The sequence below is a fragment of the Pseudomonas sp. 05N36 genome, from assembly GCF_056397385.1.
The window spans coordinates 1-22,779 of the sequence record NZ_JBFTNH010000007.1 but is presented as its reverse complement, the minus strand read 5'-3'; the positions used below and the strand labels follow the sequence as shown (position 1 = coordinate 22,779).

General features: G+C 59.0%; 22 protein-coding genes. 4 read left to right on the top strand and 18 right to left on the bottom strand.

Going from position 1 to position 22,779, the window contains the following annotated elements; all coding sequences use genetic code 11:
• Positions 1–10: 10 nt before the first annotated feature.
• Positions 11–1,357 carry a sigma-54-dependent response regulator transcription factor AlgB gene (gene algB / locus AC1DIH_RS11495; protein WP_477771759.1) on the bottom strand — a complete coding sequence of 449 codons (1,347 nt, stop codon included), beginning with the start codon at positions 1,355–1,357 and terminating at the stop codon, positions 11–13.
• A 440-nt stretch (positions 1,358–1,797) separates the two neighbouring features.
• Between algB and AC1DIH_RS11490 the strand changes: the two genes are divergently transcribed.
• The 4 genes from AC1DIH_RS11490 (at position 1,798) to AC1DIH_RS11475 (ending at position 5,858) form a co-directional block, all read left to right on the top strand.
• A complete protein-coding gene (locus AC1DIH_RS11490; RefSeq protein WP_477771758.1) occupies positions 1,798–2,085 on the top strand; it encodes a hypothetical protein in 288 nt (95 codons plus the stop codon).
• A 73-nt stretch (positions 2,086–2,158) separates the two neighbouring features.
• Positions 2,159–2,323, top strand: a complete 165-nt coding sequence (locus AC1DIH_RS11485; RefSeq protein WP_477771757.1) for a DUF1328 domain-containing protein — start codon at positions 2,159–2,161, stop codon at positions 2,321–2,323.
• Positions 2,324–3,086: 763 nt separating this feature from the next.
• Entirely contained in the window at positions 3,087–4,418 is a 1,332-nt protein-coding gene (gene gltP / locus AC1DIH_RS11480; RefSeq protein ID WP_477767132.1) for a glutamate/aspartate:proton symporter GltP, read from the top strand.
• A gap of 210 nt (positions 4,419–4,628) precedes the next feature.
• Complete coding sequence (locus tag AC1DIH_RS11475) at positions 4,629–5,858, top strand: nucleoside recognition domain-containing protein (RefSeq protein ID WP_477771756.1); 1,230 nt, start codon at positions 4,629–4,631, stop codon at positions 5,856–5,858.
• A 107-nt stretch (positions 5,859–5,965) separates the two neighbouring features.
• On the opposite strand, the gene AC1DIH_RS11470 is transcribed toward AC1DIH_RS11475, so the two are convergent.
• From AC1DIH_RS11470 to AC1DIH_RS11390, 17 genes are all read right to left on the bottom strand, one after another.
• Entirely contained in the window at positions 5,966–6,604 is a 639-nt protein-coding gene (locus tag AC1DIH_RS11470) for an ABC-type transport auxiliary lipoprotein family protein (protein ID WP_477771755.1), read from the bottom strand.
• Positions 6,601–7,539, bottom strand: coding sequence for an MlaD family protein (locus AC1DIH_RS11465; RefSeq protein WP_477771754.1), 939 nt, complete (start codon positions 7,537–7,539; stop codon positions 6,601–6,603). Before AC1DIH_RS11465 ends, AC1DIH_RS11470 begins: the two co-directional genes overlap by 4 nt.
• A 1-nt stretch (position 7,540) precedes the next feature.
• A complete protein-coding gene (locus AC1DIH_RS11460) occupies positions 7,541–8,344 on the bottom strand; it encodes an ABC transporter ATP-binding protein (protein ID WP_477771753.1) in 804 nt (267 codons plus the stop codon).
• A complete protein-coding gene (locus AC1DIH_RS11455; protein ID WP_477771752.1) occupies positions 8,341–9,486 on the bottom strand; it encodes an ABC transporter permease in 1,146 nt (381 codons plus the stop codon). Before AC1DIH_RS11455 ends, AC1DIH_RS11460 begins: the two co-directional genes overlap by 4 nt.
• A gap of 54 nt (positions 9,487–9,540) precedes the next feature.
• Positions 9,541–10,584 (bottom strand): DUF5924 family protein, encoded by a 1,044-nt coding sequence (locus tag AC1DIH_RS11450; RefSeq protein WP_477771751.1) that lies wholly within the window; start codon positions 10,582–10,584, stop codon positions 9,541–9,543.
• A gap of 232 nt (positions 10,585–10,816) precedes the next feature.
• Positions 10,817–12,193 carry a M16 family metallopeptidase gene (locus tag AC1DIH_RS11445; protein ID WP_477771750.1) on the bottom strand — a complete coding sequence of 459 codons (1,377 nt, stop codon included), beginning with the start codon at positions 12,191–12,193 and terminating at the stop codon, positions 10,817–10,819.
• Between the two features lie 59 nt (positions 12,194–12,252).
• On the bottom strand, positions 12,253–13,911 hold the full coding sequence (locus AC1DIH_RS11440) for a Na/Pi cotransporter family protein (RefSeq protein ID WP_477771749.1): 1,659 nt from the start codon (positions 13,909–13,911) through the stop codon (positions 12,253–12,255).
• Between the two features lie 209 nt (positions 13,912–14,120).
• Positions 14,121–14,888, bottom strand: coding sequence for a TerC family protein (locus AC1DIH_RS11435; RefSeq protein WP_054594967.1), 768 nt, complete (start codon positions 14,886–14,888; stop codon positions 14,121–14,123).
• 70 nt (positions 14,889–14,958) lie between these two features.
• Complete coding sequence (locus tag AC1DIH_RS11430; protein WP_019694504.1) at positions 14,959–16,266, bottom strand: CitMHS family transporter; 1,308 nt, start codon at positions 16,264–16,266, stop codon at positions 14,959–14,961.
• Positions 16,267–16,673: 407 nt separating this feature from the next.
• Positions 16,674–18,611: a DUF7844 domain-containing protein gene (locus AC1DIH_RS11425; protein WP_477771897.1), complete on the bottom strand. Its 1,938-nt coding sequence runs from the start codon at positions 18,609–18,611 to the stop codon at positions 16,674–16,676.
• A gap of 20 nt (positions 18,612–18,631) precedes the next feature.
• Positions 18,632–18,952 carry a DUF2388 domain-containing protein gene (locus AC1DIH_RS11420; protein WP_054594970.1) on the bottom strand — a complete coding sequence of 107 codons (321 nt, stop codon included), beginning with the start codon at positions 18,950–18,952 and terminating at the stop codon, positions 18,632–18,634.
• Between the two features lie 26 nt (positions 18,953–18,978).
• On the bottom strand, positions 18,979–19,287 hold the full coding sequence (locus tag AC1DIH_RS11415) for a DUF2388 domain-containing protein (RefSeq protein ID WP_477771748.1): 309 nt from the start codon (positions 19,285–19,287) through the stop codon (positions 18,979–18,981).
• A 106-nt stretch (positions 19,288–19,393) separates the two neighbouring features.
• Entirely contained in the window at positions 19,394–19,711 is a 318-nt protein-coding gene (locus AC1DIH_RS11410; protein ID WP_123427845.1) for a DUF2388 domain-containing protein, read from the bottom strand.
• 180 nt (positions 19,712–19,891) lie between these two features.
• A complete protein-coding gene (locus AC1DIH_RS11405; RefSeq protein WP_477771747.1) occupies positions 19,892–20,101 on the bottom strand; it encodes a DUF1127 domain-containing protein in 210 nt (69 codons plus the stop codon).
• A 270-nt stretch (positions 20,102–20,371) separates the two neighbouring features.
• Entirely contained in the window at positions 20,372–20,587 is a 216-nt protein-coding gene (locus AC1DIH_RS11400; RefSeq protein WP_427531189.1) for a DUF1127 domain-containing protein, read from the bottom strand.
• A 319-nt stretch (positions 20,588–20,906) separates the two neighbouring features.
• Complete coding sequence (locus AC1DIH_RS11395; protein ID WP_427542040.1) at positions 20,907–22,400, bottom strand: acetyl-CoA hydrolase/transferase family protein; 1,494 nt, start codon at positions 22,398–22,400, stop codon at positions 20,907–20,909.
• A gap of 181 nt (positions 22,401–22,581) precedes the next feature.
• Positions 22,582–22,779 (bottom strand): NAD(P)(+) transhydrogenase (Re/Si-specific) subunit beta (locus tag AC1DIH_RS11390; RefSeq protein WP_477770818.1); only part of this gene is annotated, 198 nt, incomplete at its 5' end.

Genomic DNA, 22,779 nt, shown 5'->3' with positions numbered 1-22,779 from the left:
AAGGTGTTGCTCACAGGTTGTACTGTTTGCGTTTGCGGTACAGCGTCGAGGCGTCGATACCCAGGGTCTTGGCTGCTTGATCGAGAGTGCCGGCGCTGGCCAGTACCGCGCCGATGTGGGCTTTCTCCAATTCATCCAGGCTCAGCGCCGCACCGATTCTGGGGGTGTTGCTGGTGGTTTGCTCGGCCATGCCCAAATGGCTGATCTCGACTCGCTCCTGTGGGCAAATGATGCTTGCTCGTTCAACCACATTACGCAGTTCGCGGATGTTGCCTGGCCAGCGATAGCCGAGCAGCGCCTCGCCAGCTTCGTCGCTGAAGACACGAGCCGGCCGCGCGTATTCCTTGACGAAACGTGCCAGGAAGCGGTCGGCCAGGGCCAGGATGTCCTCGGCGCGTTCGCGTAGTGGCGGCAGGTGCAAGGTGATGACGTTCAGCCGGTAGAGCAAGTCTTCGCGAAAACGGCCATCGCGGACCATGTCTTCGAGATTGAGATTGGTGGCGGCGAGGATTCGCACATCGGCGTGACGGGTCACCGGGTCGCCGACCCTTTCGTATTCCTTGTCCTGAATGAAGCGCAGCAGTTTGGGCTGCAAGGCCAGCGGGAAATCGCCGATTTCATCAAGAAACAATGTACCTGCGTCCGCCTGACTGACTCGGCCGAGGGTACTTTCGCTAGCACCGGTAAACGCCCCGCGGCTGTGGCCAAAGAGTTCGCTTTCCATCAACTCGGTTGTCAATGATGGGCAGTTGATGGTGACGAAGGATTTCTTCGCGCGTTTGCTCCAGCTGTGAATGGCCCGGGCCAGTTCGCCTTTACCGGTACCGGATTCGCCGAGTATCAGAATGTTGGCATCGGTGCTGGCGACCTGGCGGGCGGTTTCCAGTACGACTTTCATCGCCGGGCTGTGGGAATCCAGACCTTCGTTGGGCTTGCGGACTTCGCCTTCGAGGGCTTCAAGGCGTGCCGAGAGCTGGCGCACTTCCAGTTGTTTGGCGGTGGCCAGACGCAATTGGTCAGGGCTGCAAGGTTTGACCAGATAGTCGGCGGCACCGGCCTGGATCGCATCGACGGCGGTGTCTACGGCCGAGTGTGCGGTGACGATCACTACGCGCATCCAGGGCGCCTGCACACGCATTTGCGCCAGGACGTCGAGACCGTTGTCTTCGCCCAGACGCAGGTCAAGGAAGCACAGGTCGAAGACCTGTCGTTGCAATAAGGCGTCGGCCTGGGCTGCGCTGTTGGCGGTGGCGACGGTATAGCCTTCGTCTTCCAGGCAGTAGCGAAAAGTGCGCAGGATGGCGGATTCGTCATCCACCAGCAAAATGCGGCCTTGATGCTCGTTGGCTGATTCCATTTTTCCTACGCTCCTTAAATGAATACTCTTAATTTAGTCTCGGAAAAATCGGGCAAGTTGCATGGTTGATTCTGAGCGCTTCTCATCAGAATGGGGTAGCTGTCTGTTCGAAGTTATACTAACTATATGATTTAAATCGTTTTTTCTTCTGCTGCGACGGCTCCGGCGTTTTCCCGCCTCTTTTTCTGACATCTATATCCCTTCATACATTCCAAAAAATTTTGATTTCCTGCAAATCGATCGTGCATTACGCACGATCCTTTGCGGGCCATCGTGCAGGATGCGTCCGAATGCACTTTGCTAATCAAAATAACTATTTGATTTTATTGAGCTTATTTCGGTGTTGGAGCTGGCATGCAGGCTGCAATGGTCTGGTTAAGCGGGGCATTCAAGAACGAGCGCCCCCAGACCAATGACCACCAGTGTGGGAGGAGTTTCGGATGAATCGCCAACGTGCCGCCCAATTGCGTATCTCGCCACTGTCTATCCAGCAAGGGATGTTTGCCGTGTTTGCCTTGTTGATCACCTTGATCGGCGGCCAGCAGTTCTTGCGCTGGGAACAAAGCCAGCAGCCAGAGGCAGCGATTGCGCCGACTCATCACTCGACCCAAACCCATTTCAGCGCAGTGGGCAGTCGGCCTGCTGATGCAGCCTCAATGCGAATGATGAGTGTGGACCAGGCAGAACCTGGTGCCGTGGCGCCGCGTCAGGACCGTTGGGTGTTCTAGGTAACTGGCTTGACGCGATGTTCATTTGCCGGAAATAGCAGCACCTCTAAATAGAAGCGTAAGGAGAATCACCATGTTGAGCTGGGCAGTTACATTTTTGATTATTGCCATTGTCGCTGCCGTACTGGGCTTCGGTGGTATCGCGGGCACCGCCACGGGTATCGCCAAGATTCTCTTTGTCGTGTTCCTGGTGATGTTTATTGCTTCGTTCATCTTTGGCCGTCGTGGTCGAGGATGATCGTGGGCATTGGCTTGAAGGCAGACCCGAACGGGTATCGGGTTTGATAAACAGAAGGAGGTCAGCCATACCTCTTTCCTCTGCACCCACCCGAGGAGGGTGGGCGCATGGCCAAGGGGCCGGGACGTTCTGATTGCTTCAGGATTGGAGTGACCTACGGGTACAGGGAGTACCCGCGCAAGGGCCGGGTCAGGACAAGCAGCGCCGCGTATTTGACCGTCATTCATGACGTGACAAATCTGCGGCGCGCTTATATGTGCAAAGCGTCGCCCTAGAGCTTCCCAGCGATTTTTTATCGCTGCGCCAGCTGGCAAAAAACCATCAGCGTTCTTCACAAAGCATTTCGCAGTGTTACCGGACGACCGTATATCGAGAAATTTGGCGATGATTCCTGCTCCCTTTTCACTACGGCACGTAGGATTTTTCCCTGGTTTTTATCCATATTCAGCTGCTCAAAAAACGATCAATCTCCTCTGCGATGGCCGGTTCACGGCACTTATGCCTGCCGAAATGTCGTATTCGAACCGGTTGGGACGGCGATTTGGTTTGAAATGTCTCATGCCGATTCGGCATAGGGTAGTCGTTTACGGCATTAGACGTCGCTCCTGTGCATCGGAATAGTTGCGCCTTTTTTATCTGCCAGAGAGCCGTAATTACGCGCTCCCGGCGACCTTATCCGGGGGCAGATGCACAGACTTTTCCGCTATTGGGCGTTCCAGTTTGTGCATCTTCCCGAGTCCATTTATAAGAAAAGGGTAATGATATGAAGAAGGCAAAGCTGAGCCTCGCCTGGCAGATCCTCATCGGTCTGGTGCTGGGCATTGCAATTGGTGCGTTGCTCAACCACTTCAGTGCGGAAAAAGCCTGGTGGATCAGTAACGTCCTGCAACCGGCGGGCGATATCTTTATCCGTCTGATCAAGATGATCGTGATCCCGATCGTGATCTCTTCGCTGGTCGTCGGCATTGCCGGTGTGGGCGATGCGAAGAAGCTCGGGCGCATTGGTCTCAAGACCATCATTTACTTTGAAATCGTCACCACCATCGCCATTCTGGTCGGTCTGGTGCTGGCCAACGTGTTCCACCCGGGTTCCGGCATCGACATGAGCACCCTGGGTACTGTGGATATCTCCAAGTACCAGGCGACTGCGGCCGAGGTTCAGCATGAACACGCGTTCATCGAAACCATCCTCAACCTGATTCCATCGAACATCTTTGCCGCCATGGCGCGTGGCGAGATGCTGCCGATCATCTTCTTCTCGGTGTTGTTCGGTCTTGGTCTGTCGAGCCTGCAATCGGACCTGCGCGAGCCGCTGGTGAAGATGTTCCAGGGCGTCTCGGAAAGCATGTTCAAGGTCACTCACATGATCATGAACTACGCCCCGATCGGCGTGTTCGCACTGATCGCAGTGACCGTGGCCAACTTCGGTTTCGCTTCCCTGCTGCCGCTGGCCAAACTGGTGATCCTGGTTTACGTCGCCATCGCCTTCTTTGCCTTCGTGGTGTTGGGGCTGGTTGCTCGCCTGTTCGGTTTCTCGGTCATCAAGCTGATGCGCATCTTCAAGGATGAGCTGGTGCTGGCCTACTCCACCGCGAGCTCCGAAACCGTGTTGCCGCGCGTGATCGAGAAGATGGAAGCCTACGGTGCACCGAAAGCCATTTGCAGCTTCGTGGTGCCAACCGGTTACTCGTTCAACCTCGACGGTTCGACTCTGTACCAGAGCATTGCGGCGATCTTCATTGCCCAGCTGTACGGTATCGACCTGTCGATCAGCCAGCAGTTGCTGCTGGTACTGACCCTGATGGTCACCTCCAAAGGTATCGCCGGCGTGCCGGGCGTGTCGTTTGTGGTCCTGTTGGCAACGCTGGGCAGTGTCGGTATTCCATTGGAAGGCCTGGCGTTCATCGCCGGTGTCGACCGCATCATGGACATGGCCCGTACCGCACTGAACGTGATCGGCAACGCCCTGGCCGTACTGGTCATTTCCCGTTGGGAAGGCATGTACGACGACGCCAAGGGCCAGCGCTACTGGAACTCCCTGCCGCACTGGCGCAGCAAAGAGAAGCTGCCGGCTGGCGAGGCTTCCAATAACTGAGTGAAGTCTGACCTTTTTGTGGGAGCGAGCCTGCTCGCGATAGCGGTTGATCAGTTGATATAAATGTTGTCTAGCAGTCAGTCATCGCGAGCAGACTCGCTCCCACAGTGAACTGCATCAGTCCTCACACACAAACCCCGGAGAAATCCGGGGTTTGTCGTTTCTGCCCACCCCGCTATCATTCGCGGCATCTTCTGGGGGATTTGACTGATGCTCAATGGCCTGTGGCTTGGCTTTTTCGTCGTGGCGGCCGTTTCGGCACTCGCGCAGTGGCTGATCGGCGGTAATGCCGGGATCTTTGCGACGATGGTGGAAAGCATCTTCGCCATGGCCAAGCTGTCGGTCGACGTCATGGTATTGCTGTTCGGCACCCTGACCCTCTGGCTGGGCTTTCTGCGGATCGCTGAAAAAGCCGGGATCGTCGACTGGCTGGCCAAGGCGCTGGGCCCGCTGTTCCTGCGCCTGATGCCCGAAGTGCCGGCGGGTCATCCGGCCATCGGCCTGATCACTCTGAACTTTGCTGCCAACACCCTGGGGCTTGACAATGCCGCTACGCCGATTGGTCTCAAGGCGATGCGTGCGTTGCAGGAGCTCAATCCCAGCACCACGGTCGCAAGCAATGCACAAATCCTGTTCCTGGTGCTTAACGCCTCGTCCCTGACCCTGCTGCCCGTGACTATCTTCATGTACCGCGCCCAGCAAGGTGCGGCCGACCCTACGCTGGTGTTCCTGCCGATTTTGCTGGCGACCAGTTGTTCAACCATCGTCGGTTTGCTGTCGGTATCGTTCATGCAGCGCCTGCGACTGTGGGACCCGGTGGTGCTGGCCTATCTGATTCCGGGTGCGCTGCTGCTGGGCGGSTTCATGGCCCTGTTGACGGCGCTCTCAGCCACTGCCCTGGCGAGCCTGTCATCGATCCTCGGCAACCTGACGATGTTCGGGATGATCATGCTGTTTCTGGTGATTGGCGCGCTGCGCAAGGTCAAGGTCTACGAAGCGTTCGTCGAAGGTGCCAAGGAAGGCTTTGATGTCGCCAAGAACCTGCTGCCGTATCTGGTCGCGATGCTGTGCGCAGTGGGCGTATTGCGCGCGTCCGGGGCACTGGACTTCGGTCTGGACGGGATTCGCCATCTGGTGCAGTGGGCCGGATGGGACACGCGTTTCGTCGATGCCCTGCCGACCGCGATGGTCAAGCCGTTCTCCGGCAGCGCTGCACGGGCGATGCTGATCGAAACCATGAAGACTCAAGGCGTCGACAGCTTCCCGGCGCTGGTGGCTGCGACTATTCAGGGCAGTACCGAAACCACGTTCTATGTACTGGCGGTGTACTTTGGAGCGGTGAGCATTCAGCGTGCGCGCCATGCCGTGGGTTGCGCACTGCTGGCGGAACTCGCCGGGGTGCTGGGGGCGATCGGGGTTTGCTACTGGTTCTTCGGCTGAGCCAGAAAAACCTGTGGGAGCGAGCCTGCTCGCGATAGCGGTGGGTCAGTCAGTATTGTTTTTACTGTCATGCCCTCATCGCGAGCAGGCTCGCTCCCACATGGACCTCAGGGTTTCATGGTCGCGGTCTTTTGCCCCTGCTCTACCGTCCACGCAATCACCTGCGCCGTGAGCGTGTCACTGGCCTGACCAAACCCGGTCACCACTGCAGGTACTTTTACATCGCTCAATGGCTGGCGCACTTCGAAGCGGCGGCTGGCGAGGATCCGCTGGTCATTGCCACGCACCAGTAGCGCATCCAGGCTAATGACCACTTGCGCGGTGTTGCCTTGATACTCCGTCTGGAACGTTTGCAGGTTCCCGCTCAGTTCCAGATCCGTCTGCAAGTTGCTGTCGTCGGTGCTGAGCCGCTGTACGCGGCCGTCCTGTGCAAACCCGGCGAGCAGCCGATTGCGCAGCAGGGTCGGCGTCGGATCGCTCCAGCGCGAAGCCTTGTAGCTGCTGATCAGGTCGCCTTGAGGGATTACGGCGATTTTTGCACTGTTGAGCACGTCGCTGGCCTGGGGTTTAGACAGACGTAGCGACCACGGCACCGGGTTGGCGTGCATCGATGACGCGGCGTTCGGCGTGGCAGGCAGACGGTAGACATCCTGGGGGTCAGCCTTGGGTAAAATCGAGCAGGCACTGGTCAGCGCGAAACTTGCCAACAGCGCGCAGTGCGCAAAGGTGCGGGAGACGGGTGTCATGGCGTGAACTCCTTATCCTTGTCGCCGCCCAGCAAGTAACCACTGGGGTTGGAATCCAGGCGACGAGAGATGGCACGTAACGAACTCAGGGTGTCGCGTAACTCACGTATGGCCGGGGCCAGACTGTTGAGCCCCTGCATGCCGTTATTCAGCGCATCCTGATTGTCGGTCAGCAAGTTGTTGATGGTCGCTGAGCTCTGCTCCAGCGATTTCATGGCCTGCTCGGCACTGCCGACCATCTGTTTACCTTGATCGTTGAGCATACCGTTGGCGTTACGCATCAACGCAGAAGTCTGCTCAAGGGTGGCGCTGGCCTGTTTGCCTACCGAGGCCAGTTGCTGCATGGCCTGGCTAAGATCCCCGCGCTGCTCGGCGATGCTTCCGGTGGTTTGCTCCAGGTTCTCGAGGGTTTTGCCCAAGCGGTCGACGTTTTCCGGCGACATCATCTGGTTGGCGCTATGCAGCAACAGGTTGACGCTGCTGATCAGGTCATCACTGTTGTTCAGCAATCGTGAGATGGGCGAAGGCGAGGCAACGATCTCCGGCAGATTGCCGTCCTTGCCACGCAGCTCGGGGCTTTGCGGCGTACCCCCGCTGAGCTGGATGATCGAGGTGCCGGTAATCCCGGTCAGCGCCAGTTTCGCCTGGGTGTCTTCCTTGATCGGGGTTTCGCCACCCAGGCGAATCCGCGCCAATACCCGGCGCGGGTCTTTGGGGTCGAGGCGCAAACTCACTACATCGCCGACCTTGATCCCGCTGTACTGCACTGGACTGCCTTTGGACAGGCCGCTGACCGCCTCGTTGAAGACGACCTCATAATCCTTGAACTCGCTGTCGACGCTGGACTTGGCCAGCCACAGGCCGAACAGCAACGCACCGGCCACCACCAATACGGTGAACAGGCCGATCAATACATGGTGGGCTCGGGTTTCCATGTCATACCTCGTTAAGCTGTGAAGCGGCCGAAAGCGCCGCGCGGCCGCGTGGGCCGTGGAAGTATTCGTGAATCCACGCGTCGTCGGTTTCCGACACGGTGTCGATGGTGTCGGCCACCAGTACTTTTTTCTGCGCCAGCACCGCGACCCGGTCGGTGATGGTGTACAGCGTATCGAGGTCGTGGGTGACCAGGAAAACGCTCAATCCCAATGAATCGCGCAGCGTCAGGATCAGTTGATCGAACGCCGCAGCGCCGATCGGATCGAGGCCGGCGGTCGGCTCATCGAGGAACAGGATGTCCGGGTCCAGCGCCAGGGCGCGGGCCAGTGCTGCGCGTTTGATCATGCCGCCGGACAACGAGGCCGGGTACTTGTCGGCAGCCGACAGCGGCAGGCCAGCCAAGGCCAGTTTGACCGCCGCCAGATGCTCGGCGTCGTTGCGGGTCAGGCCGGCGTGCTCGATCAATGGCAAGGCGACGTTTTCGGTCACGGTCAGCGAAGAGAACAGCGCGCCCTTCTGAAACAACACGCCGAAGCGCCGCTCGACCAGTGAGCGTTCATGCTCCGTCAGGCTCGGCAGGTTTTTGCCAAACACCTTCACCATGCCTTCGCTGGGCTGGCGCAGGCCAACGATGCTGCGCAGCAACACCGATTTGCCGCTGCCTGAGCCGCCGACCACGGCGAGAATCTCGCCCTTGTACAAATCCAGGTCGAGGTTTTCATGCACGCTTTGGCGGCCGAAGCGATTGCACAGCCCACGGACTTCGATCACCGCCTCTGAGGGCGCACGGGGTAAACGACTCACCAGCCCATCTCCATAAAGAACAACGCGGCGACCGCATCGAGCACGATCACCACGAAAATCGACTGCACCACGCTGGACGTGGTGTGGGCGCCAACGGATTCAGCGCTGCCACTGACCTTGAAGCCTTCCAGACAGCCAATGGAGGCGATCAAAAAAGCGAAGATCGGTGCTTTGACCATGCCGACCAGAAAATGTTGAACGCCGATGTCCGATTGCAGCAAAGACAGGAACATCGCCGGCGAGATACCCAGTGAGATCGCACAGACCACCCCGCCACCGACAATCCCCGAGAGCATTGCCAGGAAGGTCAGCATCGGCAGCGCCACCAGCAACGCCAACACCCGTGGCACCACCAGCAGCTCCATCGGGTCGAGGCCCAAGGTGCGGATCGCGTCGATTTCTTCGTTGGCCTTCATCGAGCCGATTTGTGCGGTAAAGGCACTGGCAGTGCGCCCGGCCATCAGGATCGCGGTCAGCAGCACACCAAACTCACGCAGGAACGAGAATGCCACCAGGTCTACGGTAAAAATGCTCGCACCAAAACTGGCGAGTACCGTGGCACCGAGGAAGGCCACTACCGCGCCCACCATGAAGGTCAGCAAGGCGACGATGGGCGCGGCGTCGAGGCCGGTTTGTTCGATGTGCGCGACCATCGGCGTGATCCGCCAGCGTTTGGGGCGAAACAGGCTGCGAGCGATGGTTTCCAGAATCAGCCCGACAAACCCCAACAGTTGCAGCGTGTCCTGCCAGACCGCATCCACCGCGCGCCCGATGCGGGTCAGCAGTTGAATGCCGACACTGATTTCGGGCTCTTTGACGGGGACGCAGAAGTCGGACAGCGAGCAATAGACGGTTTGCAGCAGCGCACGGTCGGCTGCGGACAGGCTGCAATCGGGGTGTTCAGCAGACTTGCCGAGGCGCTCGGCACCGAGCAGCTCGACCAGCAGCGAGGCGCCGGCGGTGTCGAGCGCGCCGAGGCCGTTGAGGTCGATGGGGGTTCGGTCGTCGTACTGGCCTTTGAGTGTGTGACTCAGGCGTTTGAGGTCGGCGTAATGGACAAGCGTCCAGTCACCCGTGACCCGCAACCGCGCAGGGGTGTTCGAAGTATCGAGTTGGGCATTGCCGGCAATTGTGCTGCTCATAATCTCCGTGCTTGTTCTACCGATACGCAGTGCTACGTAATAGCATGATCCCGGTTATTTTGCCTCGCTCGGCGTCGTGCCGTTTTGACTGGCGTCGGTCACCTCAAAGCGCAGTACGCCGATCACCTGACCGTCTTCGGTCAGTACCCGCACTTGCCAGTCGCCTGCCGGGTTGCCGGGGAAGTTCTGTTTATGGCTCCAGGCCCGGTAGCCTTCCTTGCGCCCGCCGTGGATATCCAGTGCGATGCGGTCGACCTCTTTGCCGTTGAACTGCCAGACGTGATAAATCCGCTCGTCGAGCCCGCGCGGGGCGTTGATCGCGGTGTAGGCGTAAAGACCATCAGGGCGCAGTTGGGCAACGCTGACTTCATTGTGGCTGTCGCCGGGTGTACGGTCTTGTAGTTGTGTGCTGATTGCCACTTGTGTCATCCACAACGTGGCCGGCGGCACCCAGGAACGCAGCAACCAGCCGGCGCAGCCGATGGCCAGGGTGATGCTGAGCACGCTCAGGCCGCCGCGGATCGTACGAATCGGAAAGATCGACGCCAGGCTTGGGAAAGACAGCAGCATCGCGGTGCCAAGAGCCAGTTTGAAACTCTGGGCGGTGGTCAGGTTCAGGATGATCGGCAATGCGGTCAGCAGCGCGGCAAACAGCGTCAGCGTATGCATCGCCAGAAACAACCAGCGACGCGGTGCCAGCCATTTGTAATACAGCGGATCGGTGATCGAAACCAGCGCCGCAGCCCCGAGCAGTCCGGTGAACACCAGTTGCCCGCTGTTCCAGGTGGTGGTGATGAAAAAGAACGGCAAGACGAAGAACAGACTTTCCTGATGGATCATCTGCGTCGCATAGCGCAACAGCGGCTGCGGGATCTCACGCTTGAAGACCTTGGTGAACAGCTCGGTCAGGCTGTTTTCCAGCATCAGCCAGAGCCAGCTGACCAGCATGATCACCGCAATCCAGGTCGCCAGGCTTTGTTGACGGTCGACCAGAATGAAACTGCAGACCCCCGAGATGAAGCCACCGAGCGCAATGACCCCGGGGTAGCGCTTCATCAGTTCGAGGATGCGCGTTACGTAATGGGTCAGGATAGGCATTCGGCGGTTCGCAATTGTCGTGGGTAAAAACCCCGACAGGATAACGCTGGCACAGTGATGTTGCGAGGATCCAACGGTGTGACCGGGTACAGCAACTGTGGCGAGGGAGCTTGCTCCCGCTCGGGTGCGCAGCAGCCGCAAACGGTCGCTGGAGTTCAATGTTCACAACCGCGCTGGCAGTATTTAGGGCCGCTTCGCGACCCAGCGGGAGCGAGCTCCCTCGCCACAGTCATCATTTTTTGCGATGCAAGCGCCAACTTAGAACACCCAGCGCCATCAACCCCAACACCCCGCCCAGCAACCACAGCACCTCGTCATAACTGAGCAGCGGCTTCTCGATGCGAATGTAACCCTGCTGATCGAGCAGTTTGTGCAGGGTCTGGTTGGCCTGGTCCAGCGTGACGGTTTGCAGGCGCTGGGCCGGGTCGTCGAAATGTCCGTCCTCATAGTCGCCGATCGCACTCCAGTAGTAGTCGGCCAACCCGCTGTTGCCTTGCACGGCCCAGGCCTGTCGGGCGATGGCGACCTGTTTCAAGCGTTCAAAGCCTGCGGGGTCGAGGCCGTTCTTGAGCAGATCGGCTTTCAGATCCTCGAGTACCTGCTGCGCTTGTGGCAGATCATCGCGCTCCAGATCGGCGTTCAGGCTGAGGAAGCCGACACTGCCAAACACTTCGCGTTCGGCCCAGGGGCCGTAGGACAATCCGTGAGCCAGACGCAATTGACGATAAAGCGCCCAGTCGAGGTAGTCCTTGAGCAGGTCGTATGTTTCATCATATTGGTCTTCAAGTGCCGGTTCCGGGAACAACCAGTGCAGTTTGGCGCCACCCCCGACCCAGCCCTGGATCAGATTGCGTTCGTCGAGCGCCGGGTGCTGGATCTCCGGCAGCGGCAAATGCTCGGTGGGATCAATGGCTTTGAGCTCGCCATAGGTGCGCTCCAGGTAGGCCGGCAGCAGGCGATCGAGCTCGCCGACAATAATCAGCGTCATGTTGTTCGGTGCGTACCACTCCTTGCGGACCTTCTCCAATTGTTCGCGGGTCAGGTGCTCTACCTGGGCCCGCTCCGAGCACTTCAGGCCCAGCTCCACCGCCAGCTGATTGCTCGCCGTATGGCCCAGGTCCTGGCGGTCGAGCCAGCGCTGCAAGTGGGAGTAATGGCCGCCATCTTCGCGTTCGACCACCTGTTTGGCCGCGCTGATGGCGCTGTCGTCGAGTCGGGTCTGGGTCAGTAGCGCCAGCAACAGGTCGAGGACTTTGCGTTGATTTTTTGCCGGTGCTTCGATGACGAACGTGGTGTCGGCGTTACTGGTGTAGGCGTTCCATTCACCCCCCAGTGCCTGCATGCGCTCCTCGAGCCCGCCTTCGCCGCTCGCGTCGACGCCACTGAACAGCAAATGCTCAAGCAGGTGCGGCAGCTCTTTGTCGGCGCAGGCGAAGTCGTCCAGGCCAACGCCTACCACCAGGCGAATCGCCACATGCCCGCGTTCGCTGCCGGGCTTGAGCACTACTTGCAAGCCGTTGGGCAGCGAATAACCTTCGACCTGAAAGCGATCCAGGGCAAATGAGCAGGTGGAACTCAATAGCAGGCACGCAAACAACAGACAGCGCATAGCAACCTTCCTGGCGGGTAAAAGCGATCTTCTAAGTGACTGCTGTCAACGCTAGACGTTCAGGGTGAATGGGTGATGTCAGCCGTATCGTCGGCAGCCAATGTACCGGTTTCGGTGGTTTCGAGGACAACATAGGCGCTGCCACAGAACAGCGAGTTCAAGCGTCTCATGTCGGCGATCAGCTCCAGGTGCAGCGAGCTGGTTTCGAGGCTTTGCACGACCTTACGGTGCAAGCGGCTGACATGGGCGTGAGCCAAGCGTCTCTCCTGCGCGCGGAAGCGACGTTTCTCACGCAGCAGTTGCCGGGCGCTTTCCTTGTCGGCACTCAGAAACACCGACAGCCCCAGGCGCAGATTGGCAATCAACTGATGGTGCAACCCCGCCAGCTCTTCCAGGCCGACGTCGGAAAAGGAGCGGCGTTGCGAGGTCTTCTGCTGCTGGACCTTGCGCAGCATGCGTTCAATCAGGTCAGAGGCGAGTTTCAGATTGATCGCCAGTTCGATGATTTCTGCCCAGCGCCGACTGTCCTGGTCGCTGAGGTCTTCGCGGGGCATCTGCGCCAGATAGAGTTTGATCGCACTGCAGAGGACTTCGACATCATCGCTCAGGCGGCGCACTTCCTGAGTGACGGCCGTTTGCTTGCCACGCAGTACATCGAGCATGGCTTCGAGCATGTTGTCGATCAGGTCGCCGATGCGCAGGGTTTCCCGGGCGGCGTTGGCCAAGGCCAGGCTTGGCGTGGTGAGGGCTGTCGGGTCCAGGTGGCGAGGCTTGGCCTGTCCGTTGATTTCCGGGCGCTCTGGCAACAGCCAGGCACAGAGCCTGGCCATCGGACCGACGCTGGGCAACAGCACCACGCAACGTACCGTGTTGTAGAGCAGATGAAAGCCGATCACCAGGCCTTGCGGGCGGAAATTGAGGCTGTCCATCCAGTGCACCAGCGGGCCGAGCACCGGAATGATCAGCAGCAGGCCAATCATCTTGTAGAGCAGGCTGCCCAACGCCACCTGACGTCCGGCAGTGTTCTGCATGCTGGTGCTGAGAAATGCCAGGACACCGCTGCCGATGTTGGCGCCGATTACCAGGCCGATGGCCACCGGCAGGCTGATCACTCCGGCACCGGCAAGGGTTGCGGTGAGCAGGACGGCGGCCAGGCTGGAGTAGGAAATCATCGCGAACAGCGCCCCGACGAGGGCATCGAGCAGGATGTCGCCCGTCAGTGAGGCAAACAGCACTTTGACGCCGTGAGCATGGGTGATCGGATCGGCCGCTTCGACGATCAATTGCAGCGCGAGAATAATCAGCCCCAGGCCGATGCCGACCCGGCCGAGCTGGCCCGCACGCGTCTGCTTGCGTGAGAGAAAGAAAATCACCCCGAGGAAAATCAGCAGCGGCGACAGCCATGACAAATCCAGCGTCAGGACCCGCGCCATCAGCGCGGTACCGACGTCGGCACCGAGCATGGTCGCCAGGGCGGGCGTCAGCGCCATCAGGCCCTGGCCGACAAACGAGGTCACCAGCATCGCCGTGGCGTTGCTGCTCTGGACCATCGCGGTGACGAGAATCCCGGCGATAAAGGCCAGCCAGCGCTTGGACATGTTCTGGCCAATGACATGGCGCAGGTTCGAGCCGTAGACCCGCAGGATGCCGGTTCGGACGATGTGCGTGCCCCAAATAAGCAGGGCGACGGCGGACAGTAGATTGAGCAGGGTCAGCATACTGGGCCCCCTGAATGAACAGCGCCCCAATGGAGCAAGTTGACGATGCCGCGCGACGTTCTACGTTCTGTATTTAAGCTGTAGTTGGCTAACGGTCCGGGCGCCAGCATCGCATAGCTAAAGAGTCGATTGAAACAAAACTGTCATGAAAACAGCTTCAAGCAGGCGTGAAAAAGGGGCTCGAAAGCCCCTTGATTCATTGTGATGAGTTATTGACCCGGAATGTCCTTGCGCAGTTTCACCGGCTCCTGCTGTTTCTTCTTTTTCGCGATCGCGGTGCGCATCTTGATGTTGATCGCTTCCACGGCCAGCGAGAACGCCATGGCAAAGTAGACGTAGCCTTTGGGGACATGCACACCGAAAGCTTCGGCGATCAGCACGGTACCCACCACCAGCAGGAACGACAGCGCGAGCATTTTCAGCGACGGATGCTTGTCGATGAACGCGCTGATCATGCCCGAGGCCATCATCATCACCAGCACCGCAACGATGATTGCGGCAACCATGACCGGAACATGGGACACCATGCCGACCGCGGTGATCACCGAGTCCAGAGAGAACACGATGTCGATGATCGCGATCTGGATGATGGTGTAGAGGAAGTTACCGCCCTTGCCGCCTGGCTCGTCGGCGGTTTCGTCTTCACCTTCCAGTGCGTGAAACATCTCCTGGGAGCTTTTCCACAGCAGGAACAGACCACCGAAGAACAGGATCAGGTCTCGCCCGGAAATACCCTGACCGAAGACCACGAACAAGTCGGCGGTCAGGCGCATGACCCAGGTGATCGACAGCAACAACAGGATCCGCGTGACCATGGCCAGCGCCAGGCCGAAGATCCGGGTGCGCGCCTGCATGTGCTTGGGCATGCGGCTGACGAGGATCGAGATCATGATGATGTTGTCGATGCCCAGTACGATTTCCAGGGCCGTCAGCGTGAAGAAGGCAACCCAGATTTCAGGGTTGGTCAGCCATTCCATGTGTATTCCTTTGAGCGAGTGTTAAACCACGACGCCAGCATTTAGCTGGCGGCGCGGTGAGTTGATGCCGTTACAAGGTGCTGAACAGCGGGAAAATCCCCATCAGCAATGCAGCGACGAGTATGCACAGGCAAACCAGTACTGCCCACTTCAGGGTAAAGCGTTGGTGGTCACCGAATTCGATCCCGGCCAATGCCACCAGCAAGTAGGTGGAGGGTACCAGCGGACTCAGCAAGTGGACGGGTTGACCGACGATCGAGGCACGTGCCATCTCCACTGCGGTGATGCCGTAGTGGCTCGCGGCTTCGGCCAGAACCGGCAGTACACCGTAGTAAAACGCATCGTTGGACATGAAGAAGGTGAACGGCATGCTCGCCAGCGCGGTGATCACGGCCAGGTACGGACCGAGGAAATCCGGGATCACGGCCAGCAGGCTTTTCGACATGGCATCGACCATGCCGGTGCCGGACAGGATGCCGGTGAAGATACCGGCGGCAAAAATCAGCCCGACCACTGCCAGCACGCTGCCGGCGTGGGCCGCAACGCGATCTTTTTGCTGTTGCAGGCAAGGGTAGTTGACGATCATCGCGATACTGAACGCGACCATGAACAACACCGGCAGTGGCAGCAGGCCGGCGATCAGGGCACACATCAGGGCCAGGGTCAGGGCGCCGTTGAACCAGATCAGTTTCGGACGACGAGCATCCGGGAACTGCGAAACGCTGATTTCGCTGTGGTCGATTTCGTCGCCGATCAGGTGCAATTCGCCTAGGCGCGCACGTTCACGTTTACCGTACAGGTAGGCAATTGCCAGGATTGCCACCACGCCAGCGAGCATGGCCGGGATCATCGGCACGAAGATGTCCGACGGGTCGACATGCAGCGCACTGGCGGCACGCGCAGTCGGGCCGCCCCACGGGGTCATGTTCATTACGCCACCGGCGAGGATGATCAGGCCGGCCATGATCCGCGGGCTCATGCCGATGCGGCTGTACAGCGGCAGCATGGCGGCCACGCAGATCATGTAAGTCGTGGCGCCGTCACCGTCCATGGACACCACCAGGGCCAGCACTGCGGTGCCGATGGAAACCTTCAGCGGGTCGCCCTTGACCAGTTTGAGGATCTTGCGCACGGCCGGGTCAAACAGGCCGGAGTCGATCATCAGGGCGAAATAGAGGATGGCGAACATCAGCATCACCCCGGTCGGGGCCAGCTTGGTGATGCCTTCGAGCATCATCGGGCCGATCTTCGGGGCAAAACCACCGAACAGGGCGAACAGGATCGGAACGATGATCAGGGCGATCAGCGCCGACAGGCGCTTGGTCATGATCAGGTACATGAACGTGATGACCATGGCAAAGCCAAGGAAAGTCAGCATGGGAATACTCCAGGCGTAGCGCGGCTAGGGAATGGCGAACCGGTTGGGGTCAGCGCAGAACGGAAAGCACGAGGCGTACGGGGGGAGTCGGGGCAAACAGGCGGGTACGAGCGGACATCAGAATCACCATTGTTGTTGTTAATTGGGCCGCGCAAACGTTGCGACATTCGTTTGGCCAACCGGTCTGTTGCCGGCAGTGCGGGCGATCCTAATCGGCAAACCTTTCAGCCAGCTTTCGCTGGGCAAACACCGGACGAGATGTTCAAGGTGGGCTGACGCGGCCTGAAGCAGTGGCCAGTACCGCGGTTTGATGGCGTTAGATATGAAGAAGGGGGCATCGCAATGAGCGGGCTGCACTCAGGCGGATGCCATTGTGGATAACTGCGGTATCAATTCTCCGGGTCGACTTAAGGCAACTCCAGCCCACCGGCCGCCTTATGCAACGCTCGCAGGTGTTCGCCCAGCTGTTTGATGTTGGCCTCATTCGCCGCCATCTCAGCCGCTCGGCCAGGCTCAAGCAGCGCCCTGACCTCTTTGTCCAGATCACCGGTCAACACCTGTAATTTCTTCTGTCGCGTACTGCTCTCCGACTCCAGGCGTTTCCACTCATTGGGTTGTGGCAGGCCGTAACCGCCCCTGTCGAGCAGTTCTGCCGGACGGCTGAGGAAACCACTGTTGACGAGAATCTGCTTCAAGGTCTGATTGGCCTGGTCCATGCCGCCGTTTTTCAACTCGCGGGCGTCCAGGTAGCGTTGTTTCACCTCATTCTGGGCCAGCAACAATTGCTGGCGGAAACTCGCCTGCTCCAGCAACAGCAGTGCAGCGCTGGTGCGCAGATCGGCCTGCTGAAACCACGGGCGACGCTCCGCGGCCGTCAGCGCCATCCAGTCTTCAACCTTGTCCTGTTTGATCGGCAGGTGTTTTTTCAGCACCTCGAACATCGCTTGATAGCGTTCGCGGAACGAGTCGAAACGATAGCCCAGGCGCAAGGCCTCACGCGGATTGTCGAGCACGCTGGTATCCGCCAGTCCGCGGGCCTTGAGTATTTCCAGCAAGCCGTTGGGCATGATGCTGTCCATACCGACCAGTTGTGGATTGTTACTGCCACTGCGCAGCAGTTTCAGGCTCTCGACCGCGCAGTTGTTGGACAGGAAGTAATAGTTGCCGTCGTAGCTCCAATGCATCTCCGCGGCGTGTTCGACCAACTCTCCAATTTCACTGCGCGACAGCTTGAGTGGCACCGAGGCCAGGCTGCGCAGTTCGGTCTTGGTGTATTCGTCGATGACTTGCGACAGCGGCAACACGAAGAGTCGCGACGGATACTTGCCGACCAGACCATCCCAGCTCGACAGCTGTACGTCGCCGACAAAGGCGCGGTAGGACAGCACCAGGGAGTATTCCAGATCCAGTCGGCAATCCGGTCCGCGCGGGCGACCGGGCGCACAGATCACCAGCCGCAACATGCTGTGGCCCCAGCGGCTGACCAGATTCTGATTGGCCTCGGCCAGCAGGTAGTCGACGGAGTAGACCCTTTCCGGATCGACCTGGCCCAGCGGTTGTTTGGCGAAGTCGTTGCCCGCGTTCAGGAAGGCGAAGGATTGGGCGCAGCTGTCCTTGGCCGGTGGAGCCCAGCCGAAGTGTTCCTGGTAATAACGGTATAGCGCCGGGCGGCGGCAGGCGTAGCTCGGGTCGAGGAGGAAGTACTCCATGTTGACCGCGACAAATTCCTTGGGGCTGCTCGTCTCGTAGAGGTCCGGGCTGCGGACTATTTGCCGGTTGTGCTGTTCGCGCTCACCGCGTCGGCCGACGTATTGCGGCCAGCCGGCGAGGTCTAGCAGGCGCGGATCGTCGCTCAAGGTGAAACGACGGTCAGTCTGCCCGCGGCATTGATCGGGAAGGCCGACCAGGCCTGAACTGTTGCTCTGTCGCGTACAGCGTTGGATCTGCAAACGCTCGGCACTTGTCCACAAGCGCGCACGGTCATAAATGTGCGTGAGTTCATGCAGCACCGTGGCGAGCATTTCGCGGCGAACGGTGCCGTGGGGGCGATTGGTTTTTTTCGTCGCGGCGCTGCCGTCGGTGAGGCTGGCCAGCAGATTGCGATTGAGGTCCAGCTCTGACACCAGGGACGCCTCTCCGTAGGCGTTACCGGGCATTGCGTCGGCCCAGCCAACATCAATCCGGCGGTCCAGTTGCTCGATGAAACGCGGCGGCAAAGCCTGCATCGCTTCATCCAGCAGTGCCTGGCTGGCTTGCTGTTCTGCCGGGCTCAGACCGTCGGTCTTGAGGCGTAATTGCAGGCTGGCCTGAGCCGTGCTGCAAAGCAGCAACAGGGCCCCGGCCATCAGCCAGGTGGTTAGTGTCTTCACAGTGCGAGGATGGCTTCGGCGAGGACTTGATCACTAGCGTCGCGGGCTTCCGGCACGCGGGTGCGCAAGGTGTCGAAGGCGGCTTCCAGGTGTGCACCACGGATATCGCCATTGCTGGCGACGAAACTGGCCGCGTCATCATGGGCTTCACGAACGACTTTCAGGTCACGAATCGAGGTGGTGGTGTCGGAGGTGAAATCGAGTGTGCGCTGCGAGGCACGGATGATCATGTTACTGGTGGCCTCGAGGGTGTGTGCCTGGGCCACGTCGGCCAACAGTAACAGGCCAAGGGTGGCAGCAATCAGCGGGCTACGCATGGAACGACTCCGGGAGAACAGAATAACTATTGGACGAGAATTGCCTGTGCCAGTTCAAGGTCGCTGGCATGAAGTTTTGGCTGGGTCTGGTGCAGGTAAACCAGGGCGGACTCCAGTTGCGCTCCTCGCAGTTGACCGTCACTGGCAATGAACGCTGCCGCATCATCGTGGGCAGCGAGTAGCAGTTTATGGTCGAAGGGGGCGGAGGTCACCTTGCTTGTCGCATAAGTGGTGACGACGAGGTTCTGCGTTGTCAGGTCCAGGGCATGGGCCGGGCTGATCCAGCAGGCGGTGATAAACAGGGATGTGATGAATGATTTTGAAAGAAGATGCATGAGACTCGACAGTTGGAAACGAGCCCCAAGGCTAGCGCAATGCCCGGGCCAGAGCCAGCGCTGAGGAAACGGGGCACAGTGTGAGAGCCCCGTTTTCCGACGTTGATCAGATCGCCAGAATGGCTTGAGCCAGCTGTGCGTCAGTGGCTTTCAACTGTGGAGCCTGTGTGTGGATGTAGTCGAGAGCACTTTCCAGGCGCACGCCACGGATGGCGCCTTCGCTGGCTACGAAGCTGGCAGCGTCATCACGGGCAGCGCGAACGATCTTCTTGTCCCGCAGCGAAGAGGAGAGGTTTGTTGTGGCGTCGGAGCTGTCCTTGAGTGCGCCGACGACAGTGTCTGTGGTGATAATGAAGCTGGAGGCATGCGAATTGGCAGCCACGGCCAGCAGTGCTGCAGCGCTGAGCAGGCGAAGACGGGACATGGGGTAACTCCTGTGAATAAACCGTAAATAGTGACGCCAGAAATAACGTCGGGCAGCCACTGCGTGATGCGTAACGTCTGAGAGATCAGGCGTACTCTGCGCAGGGCTCGCCACGTTGTCTTCGGATATTAGGCCGTTGTTCAACCGTTCGAATAGCCCTGTCACCCCATCTAGACACGGTTAGCGCCAAAAAGGTTTGTCCAGTTCGACCAGTCGATCTGAATGGCTGATACCTAGGTCAGACAGCTGCTGTTCATTAAGTTGCGCGAGCAGGCGGCGGGTGCGCGCTTTTTCCATGCTTTGACCGATAGCGGCAATCAGCCGGGCCATACGCTTGAGTAAGAAAGGCTTGCGAGTAGGCGGGAGCGGTACATCAAGTAACCGATTCATGGTGTATTCCTCGCGAACTGGCTGATTGAGCAGCCTTGGGACACCATGTTGGTCGCTTCGCGATCACTGGAGCAGCTACACCGGTGTTAAATTGTACTGGTTCAGTTTTATGCTTGTTGAAACTGTATCTGTCATGTGACTGCCCTTCTGTACCAGCTGTTTTTTTGCCCTGAAACGACAAAACCCGTCGTGGTTTCCCACGACGGGTTTTGTGTGTGCAATTCGGGGTGCTGGCGGTGGACCCGGTGGGTCAGGGCCAGCGACGCTAACTTAGCGCCAGAACGGCTTGCTCAGCTCTTCGTAGCGTTGTGCTTCGCTAATCCCTGCGTCAGCCAGCAGACGCGAATCCAGGCGAGCCAGTTGGTGGCGGCTGGAGATGCGGCGCTGCCACAGCATCAGGTTGGCGAGAACGCGAAGAGGCATGGAAGCCTGGGTTTTTACAGCGTTGTCTTCGAAGAACATTTCGGAACTGAGTGTACGTTCCATGGTTGACATCCTTCCGCTTATGGCGGGATTAGGTAGTGGTTTAACTGATGCCAATGATCCTCTCGTTTGGCCAGTCTCTCTAGATACAGTTCACCTGTATTGTGAGGGACCAGTTAACTGTTAATAGGTGCTGTACTGCTCTAAAACGAGGCAACTGTACCTGTCTGCACTTAAGTGGTGCGTTTTTGGGTATTTGGCTCAGGTGTGTAGGCAATTACGGTAGGAAATGACCGGTACAGCAGTACAGTTTTTGAAGGATATTGGATTGGCAATGGCGAGCTGACGAAATTGTGTTTGCGTCAGCTGCCATCTGTATCAATCACACGGCGAGCATTCTCCCGGTTTCTTCCAGGTTAATGTGCCAGCTGAGGGCATCGCGCAGGATGTGCGGAGTGTGTCCGCCGACGGCGCAGGCCGCCTCGAAGTAGGCATTCAGCGCTTCGCGGTAGTCCGGGTGCACACAGTTGTCGATCACCACCCGCGCCCGTTCCCGTGGTGCCAGGCCACGTAAATCGGCAAGGCCGATCTCGGTCACGAGGATGTCGACGTCATGCTCGGTGTGGTCAACGTGGCTGACCATCGGCACCACACTGGAAATCGCCCCGCCCTTGGCAATCGACTTGGTGACAAAGATCGCCAGGTGCGCGTTACGGGCAAAGTCGCCGGAGCCACCAATGCCGTTCATCATCCGCGTGCCGCAGACGTGAGTGGAGTTGACGTTGCCGTACAGATCGAACTCCAGCGCCGTATTGATGCCGATGATGCCCAGGCGACGAACCACTTCAGGGTGGTTGGAGATCTCCTGCGGGCGCAGCACCAGCTTGTCCTTGTAACGTTCCAGGTTGCCAAACACATCGGTATTGCGTCGGCTCGACAGGGTGATCGAGCTGCCCGAGGCGAAGCTCAGTTTTCCGGCGTCGATCAGGTCGAAGGTCGAGTCCTGCAGGACTTCGGAGTACATGGTCAGGTCTTCGAACGGCGAGTCGATCAGGCCGCACATCACCGCATTGGCGATGCTGCCGATACCGGCTTGCAGCGGGCCGAGCTTGTTGGTCATGCGCCCTGCTTCCACTTCCTGCTTGAAGAAGTCGATCAGGTGATCGGCAATGGCCTGGGTGTCGTTGTCCGGCGGCAGCACCGTGGACGGCGAGTCGGACTGGTTGGTGATGACGATCGCGACGATCTTTTCCGGCGGTATCGGGATCGCGGTGCTGCCGATACGGTCGTCGACCTTGACCAGCGGAATAGGCGTGCGGGTCGGACGGTAGGTCGGGATATAGATGTCGTGCAGACCTTCCAGATTCGGGTTGTGCGCCAGATTGATCTCGACGATCACGTGCTTGGCGAAAATCGCGAAGCTGGCCGAGTTACCGACCGAGGTGGTTGGCACGATGTGGCCCTGTTCAGTGATTGCTACGGCTTCAATCACTGCGATGTCCGGCAGCTTGAGTTGCTGGTTGCGCAGTTGTTCCACGGTTTCCGACAGATGCTGGTCAATGAACATCACCTCGCCAGCGTTGATCGCCTTGCGCAGGGTGCTGTCGACCTGAAATGGCATACGACGGGCCAGCACACCGGCTTCGGTCAGCTGTTTGTCGAGGTCGTTGCCCAGGCTGGCGCCGGTCATCAGGCTGATTTTCAGCGGCGTGACCTTGGCACGTTCGGCCAGTGCATGAGGCACGGCCTTGGCTTCGCCGGCGCGGGTGAACCCGCTCATGCCGACGGTCATGCCGTCCTGAATCAGAGCGGCAGCGTCAGCGGCGCTCATTACCTTATCCAACAACGAAGGCAAGCGGATACGATCACGGTACATGGATGGTTATCTCGGGCAACGGAAGCAAGATGCGCAGTCTAGTGATTTCAAAAAAAATCGCCGCGCGACCATGGTCGAATGCGGGCCCCTGATTCAGAGCCTTTGGTCGGTTTTCTGCAGGCAATAAAAAACCCCAGCCTACTAAGGGCCGGGGTTTTCGGTATTGCTGTTTGCGCAGTCTTTATTCGACAGCTTTAACCATGTCTTCGATGACTTTCTTCGCGTCGCCAAAGACCATCATGGTCTTGTCGAGGTAGAACAGTTCGTTGTCCAGGCCGGCATAACCGCTGGCCATCGAGCGTTTGTTGACGATGATGGTCTTGGCTTTGAAGGCTTCGAGAATCGGCATGCCGGCAATCGGCGATTTCGGGTCGTTCTT

Coding starts and splice junctions, on each gene's coding strand:
- AC1DIH_RS11420 (WP_054594970.1), bottom strand. CDS start 18,952: ATGCGTAGCCCGCTGATTGCTGCCACCCTTGGCCTGTTACTGTTGGCC.
- AC1DIH_RS11485 (WP_477771757.1), top strand. CDS start 2,159: ATGTTGAGCTGGGCAGTTACATTTTTGATTATTGCCATTGTCGCTGCC.
- AC1DIH_RS11410 (WP_123427845.1), bottom strand. CDS start 19,711: ATGTCCCGTCTTCGCCTGCTCAGCGCTGCAGCACTGCTGGCCGTGGCT.
- AC1DIH_RS11455 (WP_477771752.1), bottom strand. CDS start 9,486: ATGAGCAGCACAATTGCCGGCAATGCCCAACTCGATACTTCGAACACC.
- AC1DIH_RS11490 (WP_477771758.1), top strand. CDS start 1,798: ATGAATCGCCAACGTGCCGCCCAATTGCGTATCTCGCCACTGTCTATC.
- AC1DIH_RS11440 (WP_477771749.1), bottom strand. CDS start 13,911: ATGCTGACCCTGCTCAATCTACTGTCCGCCGTCGCCCTGCTTATTTGG.
- AC1DIH_RS11435 (WP_054594967.1), bottom strand. CDS start 14,888: ATGGAATGGCTGACCAACCCTGAAATCTGGGTTGCCTTCTTCACGCTG.
- AC1DIH_RS11425 (WP_477771897.1), bottom strand. CDS start 18,611: ATGGCCGGGGCCCTGTTGCTGCTTTGCAGCACGGCTCAGGCCAGCCTG.
- AC1DIH_RS11430 (WP_019694504.1), bottom strand. CDS start 16,266: ATGCTGACTTTCCTTGGCTTTGCCATGGTCATCACGTTCATGTACCTG.
- algB (WP_477771759.1), bottom strand. CDS start 1,357: ATGGAATCAGCCAACGAGCATCAAGGCCGCATTTTGCTGGTGGATGAC.
- AC1DIH_RS11405 (WP_477771747.1), bottom strand. CDS start 20,101: ATGAATCGGTTACTTGATGTACCGCTCCCGCCTACTCGCAAGCCTTTC.
- AC1DIH_RS11395 (WP_427542040.1), bottom strand. CDS start 22,400: ATGTACCGTGATCGTATCCGCTTGCCTTCGTTGTTGGATAAGGTAATG.
- AC1DIH_RS11450 (WP_477771751.1), bottom strand. CDS start 10,584: ATGCCTATCCTGACCCATTACGTAACGCGCATCCTCGAACTGATGAAG.
- AC1DIH_RS11445 (WP_477771750.1), bottom strand. CDS start 12,193: ATGCGCTGTCTGTTGTTTGCGTGCCTGCTATTGAGTTCCACCTGCTCA.
- AC1DIH_RS11470 (WP_477771755.1), bottom strand. CDS start 6,604: ATGACACCCGTCTCCCGCACCTTTGCGCACTGCGCGCTGTTGGCAAGT.
- gltP (WP_477767132.1), top strand. CDS start 3,087: ATGAAGAAGGCAAAGCTGAGCCTCGCCTGGCAGATCCTCATCGGTCTG.
- AC1DIH_RS11400 (WP_427531189.1), bottom strand. CDS start 20,587: ATGGAACGTACACTCAGTTCCGAAATGTTCTTCGAAGACAACGCTGTA.
- AC1DIH_RS11415 (WP_477771748.1), bottom strand. CDS start 19,287: ATGCATCTTCTTTCAAAATCATTCATCACATCCCTGTTTATCACCGCC.
- AC1DIH_RS11465 (WP_477771754.1), bottom strand. CDS start 7,539: ATGGAAACCCGAGCCCACCATGTATTGATCGGCCTGTTCACCGTATTG.